This is a genomic window from Armatimonadota bacterium, from assembly GCA_017993055.1.
Classification (GTDB): domain Bacteria; phylum Armatimonadota; class UBA5829; order DTJY01; family DTJY01; genus JAGONM01.
This window is the reverse complement of the sequence record JAGONM010000021.1, coordinates 1-22,397: the sequence shown is the minus strand read 5'-3', so window position 1 is coordinate 22,397 and position 22,397 is coordinate 1. Positions and strand designations below refer to the sequence as shown.

Below are 22,397 nucleotides of genomic sequence, written 5' to 3'. Positions count from 1 at the left end.
GTACTTAGAGCACCTTCTTGAGAAACTGACCGGTGTACGACCCCTTTACCCTGGCGACCTGCTCGGGTGTTCCTACGGCAACAACTCTTCCTCCATCGTCACCGCCCTCCGGACCAAGATCGACGACGAAGTCGGCAGTCTTTATCACGTCCAGGTTGTGCTCGATCACCAACACGGTGTTGCCGGCATCGGTGAGCCGATTCAGGACGTCAAGGAGCCTCTCTATATCAGCAAAATGCAGACCGGTAGTCGGCTCGTCGAGGATGTAGAGCGTCCGGCCTGTGCTCCTCTTGGACAGTTCAGAGGCTAGCTTCACGCGCTGGGCCTCCCCGCCTGAGAGTGTCGTCGCAGGCTGGCCGAGCTTGATGTAGTCGAGTCCCACATCATGGATCGTCTGCAACCTGCGGGTAATGCCGGGTATGTTCTTGAAGAACTCCAACGCCTGACCGACGGTCATGTCGAGCACATCAGCGATGTTCTCTCCCTTGTACCGAATCTCCAGCGTCTCACGGTTGTAGCGCTTTCCACTGCAAATCTCACACGGGACGTAGACATCCGGGAGGAAGTGCATCTCAATCTTTATGATGCCATCGCCCCGGCATGCTTCGCAGCGACCACCCTTGACGTTGAAGCTGAACCTGCCGGGCTTGTAACCCCTCACTCGCGCATCGGCTGTTGCGGAGAAGAGGTCTCGGACGACATCAAAGGTTCCGGTATATGTCGCGGGGTTTGAGCGAGGCGTTCTTCCGATCGGAGACTGATCAATGTCCACGATCTTGTCTATGTTCTCCGCGCCCAGTATCTCGTCGTGATCGCCCCATGCCACGTGCGTGCCGTGTATCTTGTACGTCAATCGAGGGAATAGCGTCTCTTGAACCAGCGTGCTCTTGCCCGACCCGGATACTCCGGTCACGCATATGAAGTTGCTAAGAGGAAGCTTCACGTTAATGTCTTTGAGGTTGTGCTGACGAGCACCTCTCACCTCAATGTAGTTTCCGTTCGGTCTGCGGCGCTTCTTCGGCACCGGTATGGAGCAGGCTCCCGATAGGTACTGGCCAGTAAGCGACTTCTTGCAGTTCAAAACCTCCGCGAGGCCGCCCGAGACGACGATGTGACCCCCGTTTTCTCCCGCTCCTGGTCCTATGTCAACGATATGATCGGCCGAGCGAATGGTCTCCTCGTCGTGCTCGACGACGATGATTGTGTTGCCTATGTCTCGAAGCTTGAGCAGGGTGTCTATCAGTCTCCGATTGTCGCGCTGGTGCAGGCCGATGCTCGGCTCATCTAGGATGTAGATGACCCCCATCAATCCCGACCCGATCTGGGTCGCAAGCCGGATGCGCTGCGCTTCGCCCCCCGCAAGCGTCGCCGCCGTCCGATCGAGGGTCAGGTAGTTCAAGCCAACGTTCATGAGGAAACCGAGTCGTGTCCTGATCTCCTTGATCACCTGCCTGCCGATCGTCACTTCTCGAGTGGTCAGCTTCAGGCCACCAAACCAAGCGTGCGCCTTCTCAACGGAGTACGCACTCACTGCCGAGATGTTTCGGCCGTTGATCTCTACCGCCAGGCTCTCCGGTTTGAGCCGCTGTCCGCCGCATGCCTGGCACTTTCGCGTGGACATGTATCTTTCCGTATCCTCACGGATCATTTGTGAGGTTGTTTCCTTGTAGCGATTCTGGAGTATGTCCACGATCCCGTCGAATGTCGTATCGAATCGCCGCATCCTTCCCCACCGGTTGCGGAAGGTGACCGTGACGCGGCCATCGGCGCCGTTGAAAAGAGCGTCCCTTTGAGCATCGGTCAAGTCCTTGATCGGCGTACCGGTGGAGAACCCGTACTTCTCCGCAACCCCGGCCATGAGCGCTGGAAAGTACTCGCCGGTCGTGCGCGAGAACGGCGCGATGGCTCCATCGTCAATTGAGCGGTCCCAGTCAGGGACGATCAGAGCGAGATCCAACTCCGTGTGCGCCCCTAGGCCGTGGCACTCCGGGCACGCACCGTAGGGACTGTTGAAGGAGAAGTTCCTGGGAGCGATCTCCTCGAGGCTGATGCCGCATTCGGGGCAAGCGAACTGCTCGGAGAAGTTCATGACATCGGCGTCAATGATCTCTATGCCGACGTTGCCCTTCCCGAGTCGGAGCGATGCCTCCAGCGAATCGGAGAGGCGTTTCTCGATCCCGGGTTTTGTGACAAGCCTGTCCACCACAACGTCTATCGAATGCTGCCTGTACCGGTCCAACTTAATGTCGTCGGTAACTTCATAGTTCCGGCCGTCAACGCGTACGCGAACGTAGCCCTCCTTGCGTATGTCCTCGAGCACCTGACGGTACTCACCCTTGCGGCCTCGGACGACCGGCGCCAACACCTGGATGCGTGTCCCCTGAGGAAGCGACATCACGGAATCCACCATCTGGTCCACCGTTTGCCTGCTGATCTCCCGACCGCACTTGGGGCAATGAGGACGCCCGATGCGCGCGAAGAGGAGGCGCATATAGTCGTAGACCTCGGTAACCGTGCCGACCGTCGAGCGTGGGTTCTTGGAGGTCGACTTCTGATCAATGGATACCGCCGGCGAGAGGCCCTCGATGTAGTCTACGTCCGGTTTGTCCATCTGGCCCAAGAACTGACGCGCATACGCACTAAGGGACTCGACGTACCGACGTTGTCCCTCGGCGTAGATGGTGTCGAAAGCAAGCGAGGATTTCCCAGATCCGGATATGCCGGTGATGACGACCAGCTTGTCCCTCGGGATTTCAATGTCGATGTTCTTCAGGTTGTGTTGGCGAGCGCCACGGATGACGATGCTGTGTGACATTTCGGTCTCGCTCTCCGCCGGCACTAGTCCGTCGGCTGCTAGAAAAATATTGTATCAGCAACCACTGTCCGCGTCAACGAACTGCACGACCCGGTGCATGACAAACCGGGCGGGAACATGAGTGTCCCGCCCGGTCATTGGTACTCTACAACCCCTATACTCACGCGCACCGTCACAGGTCGCCCGTGATGATCCGATCCATTCTGGCGGCAACGTCCTTGAGGTATGCAGCGTCGCCGCCGCCGAGTTCGCAGGTCATGTAGCCGCCGTAACCAACCTCTTCGATGGACTTGCGCACCTCCTTCCAGTTGACGCTACCATCCAGGAGATTCGTCCACTGCCTGCCGTCGAGCTTGAAGTCCTTCACGTGGAGACGCCTTATTCTCGGTCCAAGCGTCCTGATCCAGTCCTGTGAGAACCCAAATGCGCCAATCACATTGCCGACGTCGAAATACGCCTGGACGAACGGACTATCGAGTTCATCCACATACCTCGCGAACTCGATAGGACTCAGCAGAAAGCCATTCCAGACGTTCTCAACGGCGATGACAACGCCGAGACGTTTGGCCGTCGGGATGAGTTTCCTGATGCTAGCTTGTGAACGCTCATACACGTCCTGGTAGCGTATCTCCTCGGTGACACGGCCCGGTACTAGAAGCAGGGTGTCGGCTCCCAATGCTCTGGCTCCGTGTAGAGCATCCTTCACCGCCTGTTCACCCTCCTGCCGATCCTTCGGTTCAGGAGCGGAGAGGGGTTTCCCCCATCCGCCATATATCACGGAGTGTATCTCGATGCCGGCGGCGGTCGCGGCCTTCCGCATCGCCTCGCACTCCACCCTATCCGTCACCGGAGGTGCCTCCACCCCGTCGAATCCACATTCGGCGGCGAGCTGGAACCGATCCTCCATGCTCAGGTCGCCCGGCAACATACCATAGACCAGAGCCTTCTTCAGTTCGGGCTTAGACACTAGACCTACCTCCTTGGCGAAAACACCATCGTGAACGATCTGCGGCGCGATGCCTGCGGCTGCGACGGTTCTCGCAGCCCATCCCAGAAACCTGCGTCTGTCCATTCGTACTACCTCGTCCGCTGACCGCGCTTAGACCTTCGGGAACTTCCAGGGCTTGCGATACTTTGGTGTCGCAAGTTCGGATGCCTCCCTATCTCCTGTGACTTCGAGCTTCTGGGGGTCCCAGTACACCCTTCGTCTCGCGTCAAGTGCGACATGCCCCAAGTTCAGAGCCACAGCCATCGGCATATGGTAGTCGAAGTTGCAGAGTGGCTGCTCGCGAGTCTTGATCGCATCGAGGAACTCTCTATCGTGCCCGGGAGAGGACGGTATGCTCGGCTCCGGCAGAGGGACCTCATCGAGCCTGTTGCCCTCGGAGATGACCTTGTGCGATCCATAGTCACCAAGCAGAGTGCCCTCAGTTCCGTGGAAGATAACTCCAAGCCTGCGCCCACCATCCGGCGGCCCGCCAAAATCGAAGTTGAAGCTGTTCCCGCACATGTTCATCCAGGTCATCGTGAAACCGTCGAACTCCCAAAGGACATCAACCGTATCCGGGATAGTGCTTATGTCGTTCGCTATGAACCTTCCCCCGGTTGCCATGACCGATCTCGGCTGCCCCGGATCCATGGCCCAGAAGGCTAGATCCACTATATGCGGCCCCAGTTCGTTCAGCCAGCTTCCCACGTAATCCTTGAAGTATCGGTGAACCGTGAAGCGCGCTTCGTTGAACGGGACCAGCGGCGCGGGACCGCACCACATGTCCCAATCGAGACCGTCCGGCGCGGGACCATCGGCGGGCCGGCCGCACCCGCCGGGATAGTCATTCATCGTGCAGACCACTCGAACAGCATGTATCTTGCCAAGCATCCCCGAACGCACTATCTCCACGCAGCGTCGGAAGTTGTCGAGGGAGTGAATCTGGGTGCCGACCTGCGTGACCCTCTTGTTATCGCGAGCAGCCTTCGCCATTGCGACCGCCTCCGCAGGGTACCGCGAGATCGGTTTTTCGCAGTACACATCCTTGCCCGCCTGGCACGCCTCTATCGATATCAGTGGGTGCCAGTGGGGGGGCGTCGATACGAGGACTGCGTCGAGATCCTTCTGCTCTAGCAGTCTCCGATAATCCTTGTAGGTCTTCGCACTTCCCCCGGCCGCCTCAAGACCGGCCGCCAGATGCCCGTCATCCACATCACATACAGCACCTATCTCCACGTCAGGGTAGCTCATGAAGCCTCGCATGACCCCCGTGCCGCGGCCACCCAACCCGATCACGCCTACGACTATCTTGTCGCCGGCCGAGACGCTCCGCGCGTTTGCCGAATCCGATGTCATGTCTACTCCTCCTATTCCCAGGGCGACCACCGCCGAGGATGTCCTAAGGAAATCTCTTCTGCTCCACTTGCCGCAATCATCAGTCCTCACTGCCGCGAACCTCCCGCAGTGTGCTCTCGTCCATTCGTTCCACGCTCGAGGCCCATTCTCCTTCGACTGGTCCGAGCTAGGCAGCTACTGCCACCCGCACTCATAGCCCGTCTCATACAATGCCACCACGTTACCCGGAGGCCCGACCGCCTGTATGTTGTGGCACGGCGCGATAATATAGCCACCACCGGCGCCAAGAGTTTTGATGTTCTCTTCAACCTCGCTACGGACCTCTTCGACTGTTCCGAACGGTATGGTGTACTGGTTGTCCACACCCCCATGGAAGATCAGCCTGTCTCCGAAATCTCGCTTCAAGCCCTCTCGCTCCATACCGGGGCATCTCCACTGCACGGGGTTGAGGACCTCAATCCCCATCTCGATGAGGTCGGGTAGGATCTCTCTGACCGCGCCGTCCGAATGATGGAACACATAGGAGCCATGCTGCTTGACAAGTTCGACCATCTGCCTCATCCGCGGGATCAGATAGTCGCGTATGTGCTGAGGGGAGTACATCAGCGATGTCTGCCCACCAAGATCCTCTGCGACAAACGTGACCATTACCTTGCCGGGAATCGCCTCAAAGATTCTCAGTGTGTTCTGATAGGCTAACTCGAACAGCCTGTCAAGGCAGTAATGGACTATATCAGGGTTCTCGATCAGATCCATGAAGGCCTGGGCCTCGCCGCGCAGCGCCTTGTATGTGAGAAACGGCTCGGATCCACCACCCCTCATCGGAAGGTGGTCCTTGCCCTCAACCTCCTTCTGCAGGTGGGAATAGTCCCACCAGTCCGGCTTCGGCCAAGCGTAGTCGGCCTCAATCTCCTCTACGGAGCAATACTCCCCCAGTGGAGCGCTCACCGACTCGTCGTACGCGCCGGTCCCGTATTCGACCCTGCGCCGCTCGATACCGAAGACATCACTGTTCTCCGGTATCGGCGGGCCGACGTATCTGCCGCCGAGGCCGACCATAGGATCAATGTGCAACCTCTCAAGCATCTCGTCATGGTCGCAGTTGAGGTGCCGCAGGAGCTTCTCCGTGGCTTCAGGGGTCGCCCAGTACTCCATGGGAATCCGGTCGGGCTTCTCCCGATTCAGAACGGCCAACCACCTCTCGCGCGGCGTCATAGTCTCCCTGTGCATAGCTACTTGCCGCCCTCAGCCAGTCCGTTCGACGTGAGGTAACGATAGCTCTGCTTGACGGCCTCCAACATATGGCCGTCGAAGGCATCCAACTCCACGACCAGCCATTCAAGTACCTGTGGGTCCGCCGCACCGATGATCGCCGAGAAGTCCAGCTTGCCCGAACCGACTGCGACATGAGGGTGTGACTCCTGGAGCATGCCGTCCTTGAGGTGAAGGAACGGAATGCGCGACTTGTGGCGACCTACTACCTCGACCGGTTCGGTCTTTCCCCATGCAGCCCAGTAGACGTCGAGCTCGCTGAAGAAATCAAGGCCTTCGGCCATCAGTATTTCGTACACGGTCTGACCTTCCACCCTGTCGAACTCCCACCAGTGGTTGTGGTAGCCGAACTTTATACCGTAGGGCTCCAGCATCTCGGCAGCCTTCTGGAACTTCGCGGCCGCGGCCTTGCAGTCGTCCACAGTCCTGAACTGATCGGGGCCCAGTCCACTAATGATCCGGGTGCTTCCTAGCGTGCATTCCGTGTCCGCCATCTGCCTCAGAATCTCCGGGGTTGGTAGGCCTGCGTGGCTGCTGCACGCCATGAGTCCGAGATCGTCGAGCAATCGCTTGATCTCCTTGGCATCATGCCCATGGAGTCCGGCGAACTCCACACCCTTGTATCCGATATCGGCAACGGTCCGAAGTACTCCTGGAAAGTCATCTTGGCCTTCTGGGTAGACATCAGGGCGAAGCGTGTATAGTTGCAGGGCAATCGGTGTCAACTTGGGTCACTCCTTCTTCTTGACGGCCGGCTTCGGTCCGGCGCATCTGCCGGACTGTTCTGCAGGCAAGTCCGAAAGACCTTCCGAATGAGAAGTCCCGCGAACGCATGCCGCCCGGTGCACAACGACCGTGAGTATCGAGATATCCGCCGGCGTCAAACCTGGAATCCTCGCAGCCTGGCCGACGGAAACAGGCATCACGTTCGCGAGTTTCTCTCGGCCCTCGCGCGAGATGGCGCCTACCGCATCGTAGTCAAAACCGTAGGGAATCTGCAGATTCCATAGACGTCTCTGCTGGGCCGCCTGCGACTGCTGCCTGCGGATATATCCCTCGTACTTGACCTGCAACTCCACCTGCTCGCACACCTCAGACGGCAGCGGCGAATCCCCCGCACTCAGTCGCTGTATGTCCACGTGCGATACCTCCGGGCGCCTTAGTAGCTCACGCAGGGAAGTTCTTCGTGATACGACGGGTAGCTGCACGGCACGCAGCCTGTCCGCGTCCTCGGCACCAACCCAGGTCTTACCCAGGCGTCTCGTCTCCTCCCGGATCATCTCCGATCGATGCTGGAAGACCTCCCATCTGCCGTCGGAGACCAGCCCCACTTTTCGGCCGATGGCAGTAAGGCGAGCATCGGCATTGGATTGGCGAAGCAGTAGGCGATGTTCCGCGCGGGACGTCAGCAATCGATAGGGGTCATCGGCGCCCTTCGTAACGAGATCATCTACCATGACTCCGATGTACGCCTGAGAACGGAGTAGTACAAGCGGATCCTCGCCGCGAAGAGCAAGGACTGCGTTTATCCCGGCCATTAGTCCCTGGCCGGCGGCTTCCTCGTATCCGGAGGTCCCATTGATCTGGCCGGCAAGATATAGACCGTGGACCAGCTTTGTTTCCAGTGACGGTTTGAGTTGGACTGGGGGAACGTAATCGTATTCGACGGCATATCCAGGGCGGATCATCTCGACTTCCTCTAACCCCGGTATGGTGCGGAGAAAGCCGAGTTGAACATCCTCAGGAAGGCTTGTGGACATGCCCTGCACGTATATCTCGTTCGTATCCCAGCCCTCTTGCTCAAGGAAGACGTGGTGCCTTCGCTTGTCGGGAAACCGGACGAGCTTGTCCTCGATGGAGGGGCAATATCTCGGCCCGACGCCGGAAATCCTTCCACCGTACAGTGCCGAACGGTGAAGGTTCTCAAGTATTACCTCGTGGGTGCGCGAGGTCGTGAAGGTGAGCCAGCACGGAAGCAGGTCATTCCGGCGATGCGGCTGGCTCACGTAGGAAAACAACAATGGGTCCGGATCCGACGGCTGGACCTCGGTATATCTGAAGTCTATGGTCCGCTTGTCAACGCGAGCGGTAGTACCTGTCTTCATTCTGCCCAGATCGAATCCCAGTTCACTGAGACTCCGCGAGAGTCCTTCCGCTGCGAACTCGCCCGACCGCCCGGCCGGGTAGCTCGCCTCCCCGATATGAACGAGGCCATTCAGGAACGTACCCGTCGTCACGATCACCGATTGTGCGAGATACTGCGTTCCTGTCTGTGTCTCAACGCCGATTATTCGACCGTCCTCGACGATCAGCCGCTCGACCATAGCTTGCTTCAACTCGAGGTTGGGCTGGTTTTCGATCACGCGGCGCATCCTGGCCTGGTACAACCTCTTGTCGGCCTGCGCGCGAATCGCTCGGACGGCAGGCCCCTTACCCGTGTTAAGCATCCGCACATGAGTGTACGTCTCGTCGGTGTTGAGCCCCATCTCTCCACCGAGGGCGTCAATCTCGCGCACCAAGTGCCCTTTGGCGGGTCCGCCAATGCTGCAGTTGCACGGCATCAGCGCGATGGTGTCGGGATTCAGCGTGAGAAGAAGAGTTGCGCAACTCAGACGCGCGGACGCCAGGGCTGCTTCGCAACCCGCATGGCCCCCTCCGATAACAATAATGTCGTAACGCTGAGGCACGATGCTATCCTCGCCAGCGATTGGCTCTCGAACACCGAATACGCCACATTATACCACAGGGCATCACCCAGGCGTCTGATCTGCAAGTCGAGACTCTGCGGTAAACTAGTATTTTGCACAACTCACCTCAAGCCTCGGCAATCACGATAATCTCTACTGCGCCCAGTTCAAGTCGGGGCGACGCGCCGAGTGGTCCGGCGTCACCGATAGGTTCACCAATCATGGAGTTTAAGGTGAGACGTTCAGAGGCAACCGTGAGTTCGACCATGAACCGTGAGATAGGAACTGAACGGCCCGTACTCGAATCGCCTCACAAGGCGCAGGAGGACTACGTTCGGCTGGCCAAGTCCGTGTTGGTACGGGTCAACATCCGCAGGTCCAACGGCAACATAACACCGATCGTCTGTTTGTGTCACGAGGTCAATCGAAGAGGGCTCATCCTGGTTCTGCCCGCCAGCCTAGGACTTTCGCAGGGAGACCCGCTCCAGATGGAAATCTTTACGCTGCTCCGCACTACGCCTGTCCCGGTCAAGGCGGTTGTCCGCAAGGTATCGCGGTCCGGCTGCGCCGATACGCTCCACTACTCAGCGGAAGTCCGCTTCCGCGCCCTTTCGGCCACAGACGAAAGGGCGATACGCACATCCATCCGCTGCGACGAACTCCACCAGAGCCATCGGATGCCAATCTGATTCCACTCCAACTCTCCTCGCCGATTTCGGGTATAATCTGAGAGGGATATCGGGGCTTCCCCGAAACGCCGATGAAGGGAGCTTCGAATGTGAAAGCTGTCGTACTCCGCGATACGGAACATCTGGAGGTCGCTGACGTACCCAGACCGCCACTCGGCTCGGACGAGGTAATGGTTCGCGTGACCGACTGTGGAATCTGCGGAAGCGACATCCGCTACCTACACGGGGAAAACCCGTGGGCGCAGCACACTGTCGGAGAGATGCGCGCCAATCCGCGAAATATCATCCCAGGCCACGAGGTGGCCGGGGTCGTCGACGATGTGGGCGATAGGGCCGACCGATCACTCCTGGGGAAGCGCGTCGCGGTTCTATGCTTCAGAGTTGACGGCACATGCTGGTGGTGCCGCCACGGAGAGGAAGAGCTCTGCCCGAACACACAGCATATGGGCCACGGTGCGGGCTGGGGCTATCAAGACTACTACTACGGCGGCATGGCCGAGTTCGTGCCGGTTTGGGCCACCCACGTCTTCCCGTTACCCAGTCACGTCTCCACGGCCGAAGCGACACTGCTAGACGGCCTGGCAGTAGCGGTTCATGCCCTCGAGATGACCCGGATCAGACCAACTGAAAGCGCGCTCGTCATGGGGACCGGTACTCTTGGACTACTGGCGGTGCAGGCACTCAGAGTTTACGGCTGCACCAGTATCATCTGCGCCGACGTCGACGATACCCATCTTGTCCGGGGAGCCGCACTCGGCGCCGATCATGCCATCAACTGCAATGCCCGTGACTTGGGCCACGCTGTCGCGAAGTTCACCGACGGAATAGGCGCGCGAGTGATCATTGATACCGTCGGCAGACCGCTGGAGGAAGTCCTCCCGACTCTCGCGCGCGGCGGACGGCTGGTGAACCTTGCCGTACACGACTACCGAGAGGATTTCGGACAGATTCGCCTCGCGGGTCAGCGAGCGGTAATGACTTCTGCCAACTTCAAATACTCGGAATGGCCCGTTGCACTCGAACTCCTGTCTTCAGGCCGTATAAAGGCGGAGCCGCTCATCACCCACCGCTTCCCGATCTCTGAGGGCATCGAGGCTTTCCAGGTCGCGGATCGCAAGGATAAATCGGGCGCGATCAAGGTGATCATCAACCCATAGCCCAAGAGTGTCGGATTTCCTCGATCACCTCGCGAATTGCCTATGACCATCGCGATGTGGGAAGCAACTTCTTGAGGCGCGCGATTTCGTCGCGAATCTCGGCTGCATACTCGAAGTCCAGATTCTTCGCAGCTTTCTTCATCTCTCGCTCCAGATTGGCCATCACCAGCATGATCTTATCGAGTGGTGTCTCCTCGTCTACGGCACTGCGCGCGCGATACTCGACCTTAGTCTCAGCCACCTTCTTTGCCTCGATTACCTCGCGAACGGCTTTCGTGACGGATGCCGGCGTGATTCCGTGACGCTCATTGAACTCCAACTGAAGCGCTCTACGGCGGTTGGTTTCCTCGATAGCCCGGTGCATCGAGCCCGTAATGTCGTCAGCGTACATGATGACCGTCCCATCGATGTTTCGCGCTGCCCGACCGATCGTCTGTACCAGCGCCGTCTCAGAGCGCAGGAAGCCCTCTTTGTCCGCATCCAGGATCGCGACGAGTGACACCTCGGGAAGATCAAGGCCCTCTCTGAGCAAGTTGATCCCGACGACAATATCGTATACGCCCAGCCGAAGATCCCGCAGAATCTCCATTCGGTCGAGAGTATGTACCTCCGAGTGCAGGTACTGAACCTTGAGTCCCAGTTCAACCAGGTACTCAGTCAGATCCTCTGCCATCTTCTTCGTGAGAGTCGTTACGAGAGTGCGCTCTCGCTTCTCGGTGCGTTCGCGAATCTCGCCGATCAGGTCGTCAATCTGACCGGTCGTAGGTCTTATGATCACCTTCGGATCTATCAGTCCGGTCGGCCTAACGATCTGCTCCACTATCCTCTCGCTGTGCCTCATTTCGAACGGCCCCGGAGTGGCGGAAATGAATACGACCTGGTTGACCCGCTCCTCGAACTCGTCGAACTTGAGCGGCCGATTGTCCAGGGCGGACGGCAGTCTGAAACCGAAGTCGACGAGGATCTCTTTTCGCGATCTGTCTCCCGCGTACATCCCGTGTAGCTGTGGGATCGTCTGGTGGGACTCGTCAATCATCACCAGGAAATCTTCCGGAAAGTAGTCCAGCAGGCAGAAGGGGGGTTGGCCCTGCTCCCGCCCATCTAGTATCCGCGAGTAGTTCTCGATGCCCGAGCAGTATCCCAGTTCCTTGATCATCTCCATGTCGTACTTGGTACGCTGTTCGATCCTCTGGGCTTCAAGGAGTTGCCCGTTGCGCTGGAACTGCTCGACTCTCTCCTGAAGCTCCGCCTCGATCTGTCCCAGAGCGCGCTCGATGCTCTCCGCGGAGGCGACGAAATGGGTGGCAGGGAAAACCGTTATCTTCTCCTCACGGCTCAGAACCTCGCCGGTCAGTGGATCGACGATGGTGATCCTCTCTATTTCGTCGCCGAAGCACTCAACCCGGATGATGATCTCCTCGTCCGCAGGCTGGACCTCCAGGATGTCGCCCTTCACTCTGAATGTCCCTCGCTGCAGGGCCACTTCATTGCGGACGAACTGCATGTCCACCAGCCGTCGAAGAATCTCCTCGCGGGGATACGAACTGCCTGTCGAGAGGGCGAGCATCGTATTCACGTACTCGCGCGGTGAGCCGAGACCGTAGATGCATGAGACACTGGCGACGATGATCACGTCGCGCCGCTCCAAGACTGCCTGGGTGGCCGAGTGCCGCAGACGGTCAATCTCATCGTTGATCGAAGAATCTTTCTCGATATACGTGTCGGTCTGGGGAATATAGGCCTCCGGCTGGTAGTAGTCGTAGTAGCTGACGAAGTATTCGACGGCATTTTCCGGGAAGAACTCCCTGAACTCCCCGCAGAGCTGCGCGGCGAGAGTCTTGTTGTGGGCGATGACCAGGCTCGGCCTCTGCACCCTCTCGATGACGTTCGCCATTGTGAACGTCTTGCCGGAGCCGGTGACGCCAAGAAGCGTCTGGTAGCGCATGCCGTCCCGGATGCCTGCAACCAGTTCCTCTATCGCTTTGGGTTGGTCCCCTGCCGGATCGAACTCGGAAGCTATCCTGAACTTACACACCGCTACACCCCTATAGTCACCTCAACCGCGCACATGCGTTCGACTCATAACATCGTGAGACTCTGCCGCCTGCTATAGCTCTAGAACCCGCCATAGCCCAACTCCAGCATCACCCTCTGCTGAGACTGCGACCACACTGCTATGAGTTCTCGGCTACCGAAGAGCTTTCCCAGCGCATATTCCGTGTCGTTGTAGTGGAGGTCACCGTACCTATTGGATGTAGAACGCACGCCCACTCGCCATTCCCTCGACACGCGATAGCTCAGATCCCCAAAGAAGTTAGACGATGCGTAGTCAAGGCCTCTCATCGCGTAGAGCGTAGCCCCCCAGCGTTTTCCATCGCTCACGCGAAGATTTGCGCTGAGACTCTGTTTCCCGAGCACCGAACTAGTATACGACGTAGCACGATCTGCAAACCTGTAGTTTACCTGAAGCCTGCTGTAGGTCGCCAGCCGCCAGTCGAGCATCGCAGTGGCCACTGAAGAGAGACCGGAGGCACGGTCGCTTCCCCAGAGATACCCCATGCCGAGCGTACTGCGGAAAGTCGCCGAGCTACCCAGTCGGATCGCGCTCGATTGAATGTTGGCGAGGACGGATTGCTGCAGACCGGAATGACCGACCAGACCCGACCCGCTAGAATATGCGGTTCTGCTCAGGAATGTCAGCCTGGCAGGAATCGAACCGACGGGTCTGGGCCGCGTTCGTACACTCATCTCGGTTGTGTGATAGTCCGCGCCATCCCCAGAGTGTGAGCCATATACGTTAAGTCCTGCATTGAACCGATCGTAGCTCCGATTCAGGTTGACCATGCCGTAGAGATCCTCATGCGCGGCCCAGTCCAGGTACAGATAGCCCTGGGTTCGATCATCAAACTGCTGGTTGTGATTGAAGTGGGCACCCCAGTCCTGATTCGTAACCTGGCTTAACAGGATCTGCCCACTCGCATTGGATGAGCTGTATCTCTGCCTAACATCGAGATACCATCCCGGACTCTGGCCGTACCATCCCCACCCCGCGCTCTCCCCGCGTCGAAGGAGAAGCGCGCCACTAGATGTCGGCGTCAGCGAATAGTAGACTGGAAGGTTAAGGGTCAAGCCACCTGTGCCATACCCGACATACTGCTCCTCATCCGCCTGATAGTCGGTCAGCGAGAGCACGTAGTACGGAAAGGAAATGGCGTGTTTTCGATTGACGTAGACAGAGACCCTCTTGAACTGGATCTTGTCGCTCGGGAATATGACGGCCCTCCTCGCCTTGATAAGGATGCTGCTCGCCGACAGGTCCACGAACTCCTGCTCCTCAGGCGGAACGGACGACAGGCCGTCAGAAGGTCTAACAGATCCGGCGGCAAGGTCTACGTCGAAACTGGTACCATCGGCAATAGAGATCAACTGCCCCTGGAGACTCTCCAAGCCGCATACGAGCAGGCTGCCAGTGATCGTCTTCTCTCCAGCTCGGATCGTTATCGGCTTCTCACGGCCCTCACCACGCGCCACGATTCTGTCCATCTGGAGATCCACCTGGGCGCTGTCGGCGGTGATCTCCAACATACGATACCTGATACGGACATCTCCAATGGCTTCCATCACCCTGTAGTCAATGCTGTAGGCCAGATATTCGCCGGACTCGATACTGAGGTACTGGGGACCGACGAACTGCCCCGCCGACACGGCGAAGGTAACCGAAGTCTGCGAGACCGCCTGCCCATCGAGCCACGTTGCGGTCACGACGGAATCCCCGGGTATATCGGCGCTGGTCAGCTTCGCGCGGGCGACGCCCGAGGAAGTTTCGGCAGCCTCCTCCACGAGACCGAGGCTAGCGCTGAACTGTATCTCGGTCCCATCGGGGACAAGGTTGCCATCGCGGTCCCTAACGCTCGCGCTTATGGTGCAGATCGTCTTGCCATCCGCCGGGATGATCGCCGGGTTGACCGTCAGGCGGATGCTTCCGACCCCCCTGTCGGCCTGCAGTGGTCCGCATACGCCACCGATCGCCACTAGACATAGGATTGCAGTGAAGAACCGCCCCATCGTCCCTCAATCACGCCAGTCGAGTTCAGCAATAAGGCCCGCGCCTTGAAAGGCATCGGGCCTCAACGAGCACATAGCGTATTTCCAGAAGGCTCTACTACCTGCCTCCCACGAGCAGGCCGATGAGCAGTGCCGCAAGCATAGCCTGAAGAAGACCCTTGTCGCGCCCTCTGGGCTTCTCACCGGACGAGACGCCCTCCCCGGTAGGCACGGAAGTCTCAACGAGGGTGGCATCGAGGATACCCGAGAGAGCCTTGGACGCGGCATCATCCAGCGCAGCAACGGCCACCCCGCTCTCGGTCTGGCTTTGGTCGTCCAGGCTGCCGGACGCAGATCCTTTGACTGAGATCGTAGTCGCATCCGCATCAGACGCCGCGCGCACGATCTTTACAGTCAATCCTATGTCCACGGTCTTGGCGCCAGCATCGAAAGCATAGCTGTCCAGAGAACTCATAACACACATATCGGCACCGATGGCCTTGCACACCTTGGCCGCCCGAGCTATGCCCTGAGCATCGGTCTTGAATGCCGTGGTCATATCCTCGACCTTCAGCTGCTGCTCCGCGATGGCACGCTGCACGCTCACGCTTGTGGCCGGGTCGCTGCTCAGGACGAGGTATTTTCCGGTGATAGTCAAACCGTCCTTGAGCATCACAACCAAGTCCTCGGCCATCCCAGCTTTGTCCTCACCGATTCCGTTGAAGACGGGCAACACCAGAATGGACCCACGCTGGGTCTGCGCACGCGCCGGCCCGCAAACCAACACCGCAAGACACCAGAGCACTGCCACCACACCAGTCATGCGTGAAGATCGTACCATCCCCTACTCCTTGAGAGATCACTCGCATGATACCGCACTTGCCGGCGCCATGCGACACTGGAACTCGTGTAGACTAGAAGCCCGGCGGATTCGGCGGAGGATCAGCCCCGCCTGGCGTTCCTGAATCGCTGCTGCCGCCCGAGCTACTCACCAGCAGACCCACACCGAGCGACAACAGGAGCATCGGAAGCCAGTTCTTTTTGGAACGCTTCTCAGCGGAAGCAACCACCACCGGCTGCTGCTGCGCAGAATCGTACTGTCCGCCAGTAATCTGCTCCATAAGCTTCATGCCCGCATCGCGTACAGCGTCTTCGGCCAGCACGCCCTCGGCCGTATCATCTCCGGCGGGCCTGGATGCGCGACCAGTAACCGTCGTATCATAGGACTTGGCGCTCTTCACGTCAACCACGTGAACGGTCGCCGTAATGGCCACTTCGCTCTTGCCTGCGTCGAACTTATAGAAGTCGAGAGTACTCGTGATGGCGACATCAGCTGACGTCGCCTTCGCTATCGCCAGCGCTCGCTTCATGGCATCCGGATCGCCCGCAAAGGGTCCTGCAACAAGCTTCTTTCCATCAGGGTCCATACTTGCGATCTTCTGCACTGATGGTAGGCGTTCCGAGTAGTTGACGGTGAGGTATCTCGGATAGCCCGCGAATCCCCTCTGAAGGAGAGCCGTGAGGTGGTCGGCGGCTCTGGCCGCCTTCGCGGCAGACGGTGAATCCGTTTCCATATTCCCGACAGGAAATATGACAGCCGTCTGCCTCAACATTTCCTTGGACGTGGCCGCGAGGACCGCGCCGCCCATGTAGGGCAGTCCGAACTGCACCACGATCATCCAAGCGATCCACCTGACGCATCTCAGTCTAAGCATCGTTCGCATATCCGTACCTTTCATGGCTTGCTGGGCCGCTGATCGCCCAGGGTCACGCTGAATAACTTGCCTCCGACCGCATCTGACGCCGGGAATGTGTAGACTCCACCAGGGGTCATCAACACCCGTTGGCCCGAGGTCTCGTCCACCAGCATCAAGATACGCCCTATCGGCATACTACCCACACCGCTCCACGCGATCTGCGCCAGTCCATCGGCCTGGTCGGTGGTCACCTTGAACTTCCAGGTCTCACCCTGTGCAGCGTTCAGTCTGATATCGTAAGCGAAAGATCCGCCCTTGTCGTCGGTGAAGCTGAGATCAATGTAGTTGTCGAGGTAGCGAGGACTCTCGATCCTCGAGGCTACCTGACCGCTGCCGAAACCGTTATCGGCATCCATCTTGCCCTCCACGCTGACACTCAGGCCGACTTCCCAATCCGAACCGCCAACCGACTCAACGGACATAGGCCTGCTCGCCTCGACCGCGAGAGTCGAAGGAGGCGGAACGACCACGTAACAGGGCGTCAAAGCCCTAAACCAGTAGCCACGCCACGGCTCCAGATACCTGAGAGCGCCGTTCTTGGTCGGATCCACCAACTTGTACTCCCCGGTGTATGGATTGCTCCCCGACTGCTGGAATGCCCACCCGTAGGCCCGCACCCATCCGCGCGAGGCCGCAGTCGCCAAGTCAACGGTCTGCCCGGTGGCGACGCTTCTGACCCTCAGCGCGCTCCAGTCCACCCTCGAGGTAAACGGGCAACCGATCTGGTTCCACCCAGTTGCCGCGTAGATCAGGTAGTTCGATGACGTGCTCGCCAGGTCCCCGCTCGGCGCGAGGTTCATCGTCTGACTTTCGTAGACTTTGACCCAGTACCCATAGCCGAGTTCGATATCGGCGAGCGGGAAGTTAGGCGGTGTCGGCCGCTGTATCGAGAAGTAGTACGCGTAGTCGTTCAGAGATGGGCGCCATCGAGCCACTGCATAGGAACCTTCGCCGAATACCACACCCGGGAACGGGTTCGCCGGGTTCAGAGGTATCGAGATCATGTCCAGACCCCTGACGGTCGTGCTCGGCCCGCTTACCTGTACGACTATCTCACTGGACTCCGTGGGCCCATAGTCGGCGTTCCCAGTCCACGAAGCCGATACTCTCCAGGTTGGGCCGGGCAGCATGCCAGTCATGTTCGGGGTCCAAACCGTCGAGAACACGCCGCTGGAGTTCGTCGTCACTGACCGCAGGAGCGAAGTACCATCCGGCCGCGTGAACTCAAGCATGAGGGTTATCGCCATCCCAGGCGTCACGCTGCCCGTGATCGTCGTCGCCTGGCCGATTGCCGGGGTCGTCGTCGGCTGGTTCACCTGGAGGAAGGCGGTCGGCCTGTCAGCGACCGTCGGGCCGATGAACGTGCCGGTTGACGGATCCCGCGCATCCAGCAGATAGTCGTTCGCCGTGAAGAAGAACGTATGATCGTCGCCTCTCGATAGCCCGACCTTGTTATACGTATACGTCACGCCCGCAGTGTAGTCGTTCTGGTTCGCGACCTTAGTCATGAGGAAGGCATTGGCATCGCCCGAACCGTCTATGTATACCTTCACGAACTGCGGCGCATCGCCGTTCGGGTCTCTGTAAACGACACTATATGTGTACGTGCTGTCCGTCCATCGGCTGACGGGGTTGACCATTCCACTGCTCAGCACGGGCGCGACATTGGCATACACGTATGGCCCAATGATGGTCGTAGTCGGCGTCGCACTCTCGAGTCCATCCGACGCGGTGAAGTAGAAGCTGTGCGAATCCGGCGCACCCGGCGTCAGAATAGTGGGATTCTGGACCGCGAAGCGATATCGCACGCCTGCAGCGAAGTTCGTGCCGAACGAGGTGTCAATCGTCATCGCGTAAGACGTTCCGTCAATCCACACCAGTATGGACGCCGGCGATTGGCTGTCCGGGTCCGTATAGGTCACGGTGTATATGTATTGCCTGCCCTCGTTCCCGGAAGTCGGGGTGACCGCGGGATTCGTAAGCACCGGTTTCCGGTTGATATAGAAAAGGAGCGGCGCAGAGCCGACTGCGGGAAGTCTAGTTGAGACCCATCCGTCGGAGGCCTCGAAGTAGTAGGTGTGAGGACCCTCGGCAAGAGAAGCGCTGTCAACGACCGCCGTGAACACCGCACCGGTAACATAATTCGGGGCAGGCGGCGTCGGCGGGCCGGTCATAGGAATGTAAGCCACGCGCCTGTCATCAATGATCAGCCAGACGTAGCCTTGAACCTGATCCACTTCCCTCAGCTCCGGGGCATGACCGTTCGCATCGCTGTAAGTCACTCTGAAGGTGAATAGATCGCCGGATCTCCCGACCTGAGGAATCGCGCTGCCGCTGGTCAGCACCGGTGCGAGGTTGCCGACAGGGGCGGTCGAAGTGACCTTCAGTCCCGTGATCTCGCCGGTGGCCGGGTACCGAACGACTGTCGTCCTCTTTCCAAGAACGGGATCCGCGCCTATCGTTTCCAGCGTAGAGGTGACGAAATGCAGAGCGTAGTCGCCGATCCCCAGCGTGTTCAGGCGGTACTCGTAGAGCACCCCATCCGCGCAGTTCGTATCGCTCGGATCTGCCTTCGAGAGTATGATCTTTCCTACGCTCAGGGTATTGCCGACTGCGACTCCGGTGAGATTCGTTGCGAACACAGTCAACGTGCTCGCCGTATTCCCGGTGACCTTGAACGATGTTCCAGAGAGTGTGCCGCTCGTCATCTGGAGCGGCAGTCCCTTGAACTCATCAACGGTCCAACTCGGCGTGGAATCGTCGAGATTCAGCAGAGTGATGCTGTTCCCGTTGACTGATCCAACCTTGAAGTCATTGGCAGGTTCGGGCGCGATCGGCGGAGTCGGCTGGCCCGCTATCACCTTGCGTATATACACGACCGGATAGCCGCTACTCGGCCACTCGTTGTTCGCATCGGTGTAGATGATGCTCAAGTTGACCCAGGTGGACTCGTTAATCGGGGTCCCCGGTATCGGGTTGACCGCGCCGCCCGCGGGTGCGGTCAGCGTAGGCTTGTTGTTTACGTACGGACCGGGTATCGGTACAACCGCCCCGATCTCCTCACCTGACTGCCTGCCGCCGTTGTTGTCGAATATCGCGAAGCCGCTTCCATCCGAGGCCTCGAAGTAGTAGCGGTGAGGCAGTTGAGGAGTCAGCGAACTCGTTCGGTAGTAGTAGGTCACGCCGCGCTTGTAGTCGGGTTCACCCTGCCCAGACGCCCGCATCATATCGTAGGCGACACCATCTATTCTCACCCTGATGTAGTACGGCGCCTGACCCGTCGTACCGTCCAGGTCTGTGTATACAACCGTGTAGGTATACTCGTTGATCGACTCCCCAGGGTCGGGAGAGACCCTGCCCTGGGACAAGCTCGGCGGGTTGTTCGCGGTCACACCCGTCGGACCGGCGGTCGCAAACCAGTACTGCAGATCAATCTGAGTCTGGCTCGGAACCGTCACCAGCCCACTCACGTAGCTGACTGAGGTGTAGCTCAACTCCGAGCCGTCGACCACCGACCAGACCAGAGGCGCCCGGTACGGGTTGTACGTGGGAGCATTGGGTATCGGGCCGACGATCGGCTTGTGGGTGGTCTCGAAGACCCCGCTGCCGGAGGAGAGCCGCTCGCCCTTGTGCAGAATCCTGCGAAGGGGATCGAAGAAGTCCGCGCTGCTCCACGTGTACCATACAGTGCCTGAGCTGGGAGATTCGATCTCGTCATACTCGGCTACGTCATAGCCGTCGGATGCCACGAAGCAGTAGTAGTAGTTCTTCCCCGCGGCATCTCCGGTCAGTCTGGAATAGTAGTGGAACGATGCGCCGTCGCCATAGATCACGTCAGTCGGATCAACCGGATCCATGCGGTGGCCGTTGTCCCAACTGATGCTGCCGTTGGACTGCATCTGACCGATGTAGACGTCAATGTACTTCGGCGAGTGGTTGTCAACGTCCACGTAGCGGACTTTGTACTCGAACAGGGTCGCGCTGTTGTTCGCGCCGTCCGTCGCAGTCACTCCGCCTTCGAACAACTGGGGCGGGGTATTCCTGTTGATGTAGGGCCCGTATATCCATGATTCGGGGCGGACGCTGTTCCAGTAGACGGCTTCGCCCCGACGCTGGTCCCTGGGATCGTTCGGAGCGCCCCAGTCGTCCGTGAACTCGAAATAGAACCTGCGCTGGCCGACCTGGAACTGCTGGGCCATATTTGCGGTATCGAAGATGTATCTCACGCCGGTGCCATCGTAGTCGCTGTCAGCAGGATTCTGTTTCACCATCTCACCGACGAGAACCTGGCCGTCCGCGTACTCGATGTATATCTTTGCCGAGAAGGGACGCTGGTTGTCAGCATCCTTGTACAAGACCGAGTAGCGGAACCTGTCACCGGCGGTGCCCGTCGGGGGGTCCACCAGAGGATTGGACAGCACAGGCCTGTGGTTGACGTAAGGCCCCGTGAAGGCATGTGTGCCCTCGTAGAAATGCCCCTCAACCGGATAGCGCGCACGCTTCCGACCATCACTGGTGGTAAAGAAGTACGAATGGGGTCCAGGCGACAGCTGGACCGGCTTGTCGAGGTTGTATAGAATGCCTTCCTTGATGTCGGTTCCGAGAGCGTTATCGGGATCACGCCTCAGCGTATACCTGGTATAGAGAGTACTGGGATCGGCCGGGTTGGGAGTCCTGGTATTGGAGTTATTGATCCAGACACTGATCTCGCCACCCGATCCCTGGCTGGATTCGGGTGTAGTAACGCCGTCGAGATGCTGGTACATAATCAGGAAGTCCCACTTCTGGTTCTCGGCACCGCCCATCTGCACGCCACCTGTCTGGGGGTTCACCATCGGATACGCCGGCGAGACTGTGCACTGCCAAGGCGAAAGGCTGGGATCGGGATGCTTCAGACCGACGCTGACGACCGGATGCCGGTCCGCCAGAAGATAGTACGAGTTCGAGACACCCGGCTGCAGGGTCGGCCTGTCCAAATAGAGACCCATGTTGTAGGCGCTCATGAACGCGTACCAGACGGGGTGCCGCGACCTCGTCGCCCCGGTGATCGGGAGATCCAGCGCCCTCTTGGGCAGGATATCGAGCGGACTGTATATGAGATCGTTGTCGAGCCACCAGGGTATGGCACCGCCCTTCGTCCTGATGAGATCGTCGCTGCATCCAAAGAAATACTCGTACTCACCGATCGGAAGTCCAACGTGAGCGTTTCTGCCCTGGGGCTCGATGGCGTAGAAGTACTCGCAACCATCCGCATAGTTGGTATCGCCCTCGTTCACCTTCTGCATCGGGATGGCGATGAAGTCCGCTTCAGGATCCCATGACTTGTTCCTCAGGTACAGCACGACCCCTGTATCGACTTCACCGGTCCTCAGGCCGATGTAGTCGTCTCCGATAGGCCCGCCCCACTCCGTCAGATACGGTACCGGAGGCAAGTTGTCGCTGTTCACGTAGACGACGCGAAACTCATAGCAGGTCGAGGTCGTGCCGTTGTCCGGCTGGTTCGTGGATGGATCGTCCGGGTTGCGCCACTGGAAGTTCTCGTTGATCGCGTAGGTATTGATCGGGTAGGGCCCGGGCGTCTGATAGCCGTAGTAGGCGTAGAGGAAATCCCTGTCGTAGGAAACGCCCGCGT

The 22,397-nt window shown here is 58.9% G+C and carries 12 protein-coding genes and 1 pseudogene; 2 read left to right on the top strand and 11 right to left on the bottom strand.

All coding sequences use genetic code 11. The features are described from left to right. Positions 1-4 precede the first annotated feature (4 nt). The 6 genes and pseudogenes from uvrA to mnmG form a co-directional block, all read right to left on the bottom strand. A complete protein-coding gene (gene uvrA, locus KBC96_09190) occupies positions 5-2,815 on the bottom strand; it encodes an excinuclease ABC subunit UvrA (GenBank protein MBP6964568.1) in 2,811 nt (936 codons plus the stop codon). A gap of 172 nt (positions 2,816-2,987) precedes the next feature. Beyond that, positions 2,988-3,887, bottom strand: a complete 900-nt coding sequence (locus tag KBC96_09185) for a sugar phosphate isomerase/epimerase (protein MBP6964567.1) — start codon at positions 3,885-3,887, stop codon at positions 2,988-2,990. A 27-nt stretch (positions 3,888-3,914) separates the two neighbouring features. Next, a pseudogene (locus KBC96_09180) lies at positions 3,915-5,219 on the bottom strand (Gfo/Idh/MocA family oxidoreductase). A 114-nt stretch (positions 5,220-5,333) separates the two neighbouring features. Beyond that, a complete protein-coding gene (locus tag KBC96_09175) occupies positions 5,334-6,389 on the bottom strand; it encodes a uroporphyrinogen-III decarboxylase-like protein (protein MBP6964566.1) in 1,056 nt (351 codons plus the stop codon). A 2-nt stretch (positions 6,390-6,391) separates the two neighbouring features. Continuing rightward, complete coding sequence (locus tag KBC96_09170; GenBank protein MBP6964565.1) at positions 6,392-7,156, bottom strand: sugar phosphate isomerase/epimerase; 765 nt, start codon at positions 7,154-7,156, stop codon at positions 6,392-6,394. Between the two features lie 6 nt (positions 7,157-7,162). Further along, on the bottom strand, positions 7,163-9,121 hold the full coding sequence (gene mnmG / locus KBC96_09165) for a tRNA uridine-5-carboxymethylaminomethyl(34) synthesis enzyme MnmG (GenBank protein ID MBP6964564.1): 1,959 nt from the start codon (positions 9,119-9,121) through the stop codon (positions 7,163-7,165). 230 nt (positions 9,122-9,351) lie between these two features. Between mnmG and KBC96_09160 the strand changes: the two genes are divergently transcribed. After that, on the top strand, positions 9,352-9,807 hold the full coding sequence (locus KBC96_09160; protein MBP6964563.1) for a hypothetical protein: 456 nt from the start codon (positions 9,352-9,354) through the stop codon (positions 9,805-9,807). Positions 9,808-9,896: 89 nt separating this feature from the next. Further along, a complete protein-coding gene (locus tag KBC96_09155) occupies positions 9,897-10,964 on the top strand; it encodes an alcohol dehydrogenase catalytic domain-containing protein (GenBank protein ID MBP6964562.1) in 1,068 nt (355 codons plus the stop codon). Between the two features lie 40 nt (positions 10,965-11,004). Here the strand turns inward: KBC96_09155 and uvrB are convergent, their stop codons facing one another. The 5 genes from uvrB to KBC96_09130 form a co-directional block, all read right to left on the bottom strand. Beyond that, positions 11,005-12,999 (bottom strand): excinuclease ABC subunit UvrB, encoded by a 1,995-nt coding sequence (gene uvrB, locus KBC96_09150; GenBank protein MBP6964561.1) that lies wholly within the window; start codon positions 12,997-12,999, stop codon positions 11,005-11,007. Positions 13,000-13,079: 80 nt separating this feature from the next. Continuing rightward, positions 13,080-15,029, bottom strand: a complete 1,950-nt coding sequence (locus KBC96_09145; protein MBP6964560.1) for a hypothetical protein — start codon at positions 15,027-15,029, stop codon at positions 13,080-13,082. A gap of 97 nt (positions 15,030-15,126) precedes the next feature. Beyond that, positions 15,127-15,849: a hypothetical protein gene (locus KBC96_09140; GenBank protein MBP6964559.1), complete on the bottom strand. Its 723-nt coding sequence runs from the start codon at positions 15,847-15,849 to the stop codon at positions 15,127-15,129. A gap of 73 nt (positions 15,850-15,922) precedes the next feature. Further along, positions 15,923-16,723: a hypothetical protein gene (locus tag KBC96_09135; GenBank protein ID MBP6964558.1), complete on the bottom strand. Its 801-nt coding sequence runs from the start codon at positions 16,721-16,723 to the stop codon at positions 15,923-15,925. Between the two features lie 20 nt (positions 16,724-16,743). After that, on the bottom strand, positions 16,744-22,397 hold a 5,654-nt coding region (locus KBC96_09130), incomplete at its 5' end, for an Ig-like domain repeat protein (GenBank protein ID MBP6964557.1).

What these genes read in the sequence shown, in the direction of transcription:
- KBC96_09140 (MBP6964559.1), bottom strand. Translation starts at nt 15,849, where the DNA reads ATGGTACGATCTTCACGCATGACTGGTGTGGTGGCAGTGCTCTGGTGT.
- KBC96_09185 (MBP6964567.1), bottom strand. Translation starts at nt 3,887, where the DNA reads ATGGACAGACGCAGGTTTCTGGGATGGGCTGCGAGAACCGTCGCAGCC.
- KBC96_09175 (MBP6964566.1), bottom strand. Translation starts at nt 6,389, where the DNA reads ATGCACAGGGAGACTATGACGCCGCGCGAGAGGTGGTTGGCCGTTCTG.
- KBC96_09135 (MBP6964558.1), bottom strand. Translation starts at nt 16,723, where the DNA reads ATGCTTAGACTGAGATGCGTCAGGTGGATCGCTTGGATGATCGTGGTG.
- uvrA (MBP6964568.1), bottom strand. Translation starts at nt 2,815, where the DNA reads ATGTCACACAGCATCGTCATCCGTGGCGCTCGCCAACACAACCTGAAG.
- KBC96_09145 (MBP6964560.1), bottom strand. Translation starts at nt 15,029, where the DNA reads ATGGGGCGGTTCTTCACTGCAATCCTATGTCTAGTGGCGATCGGTGGC.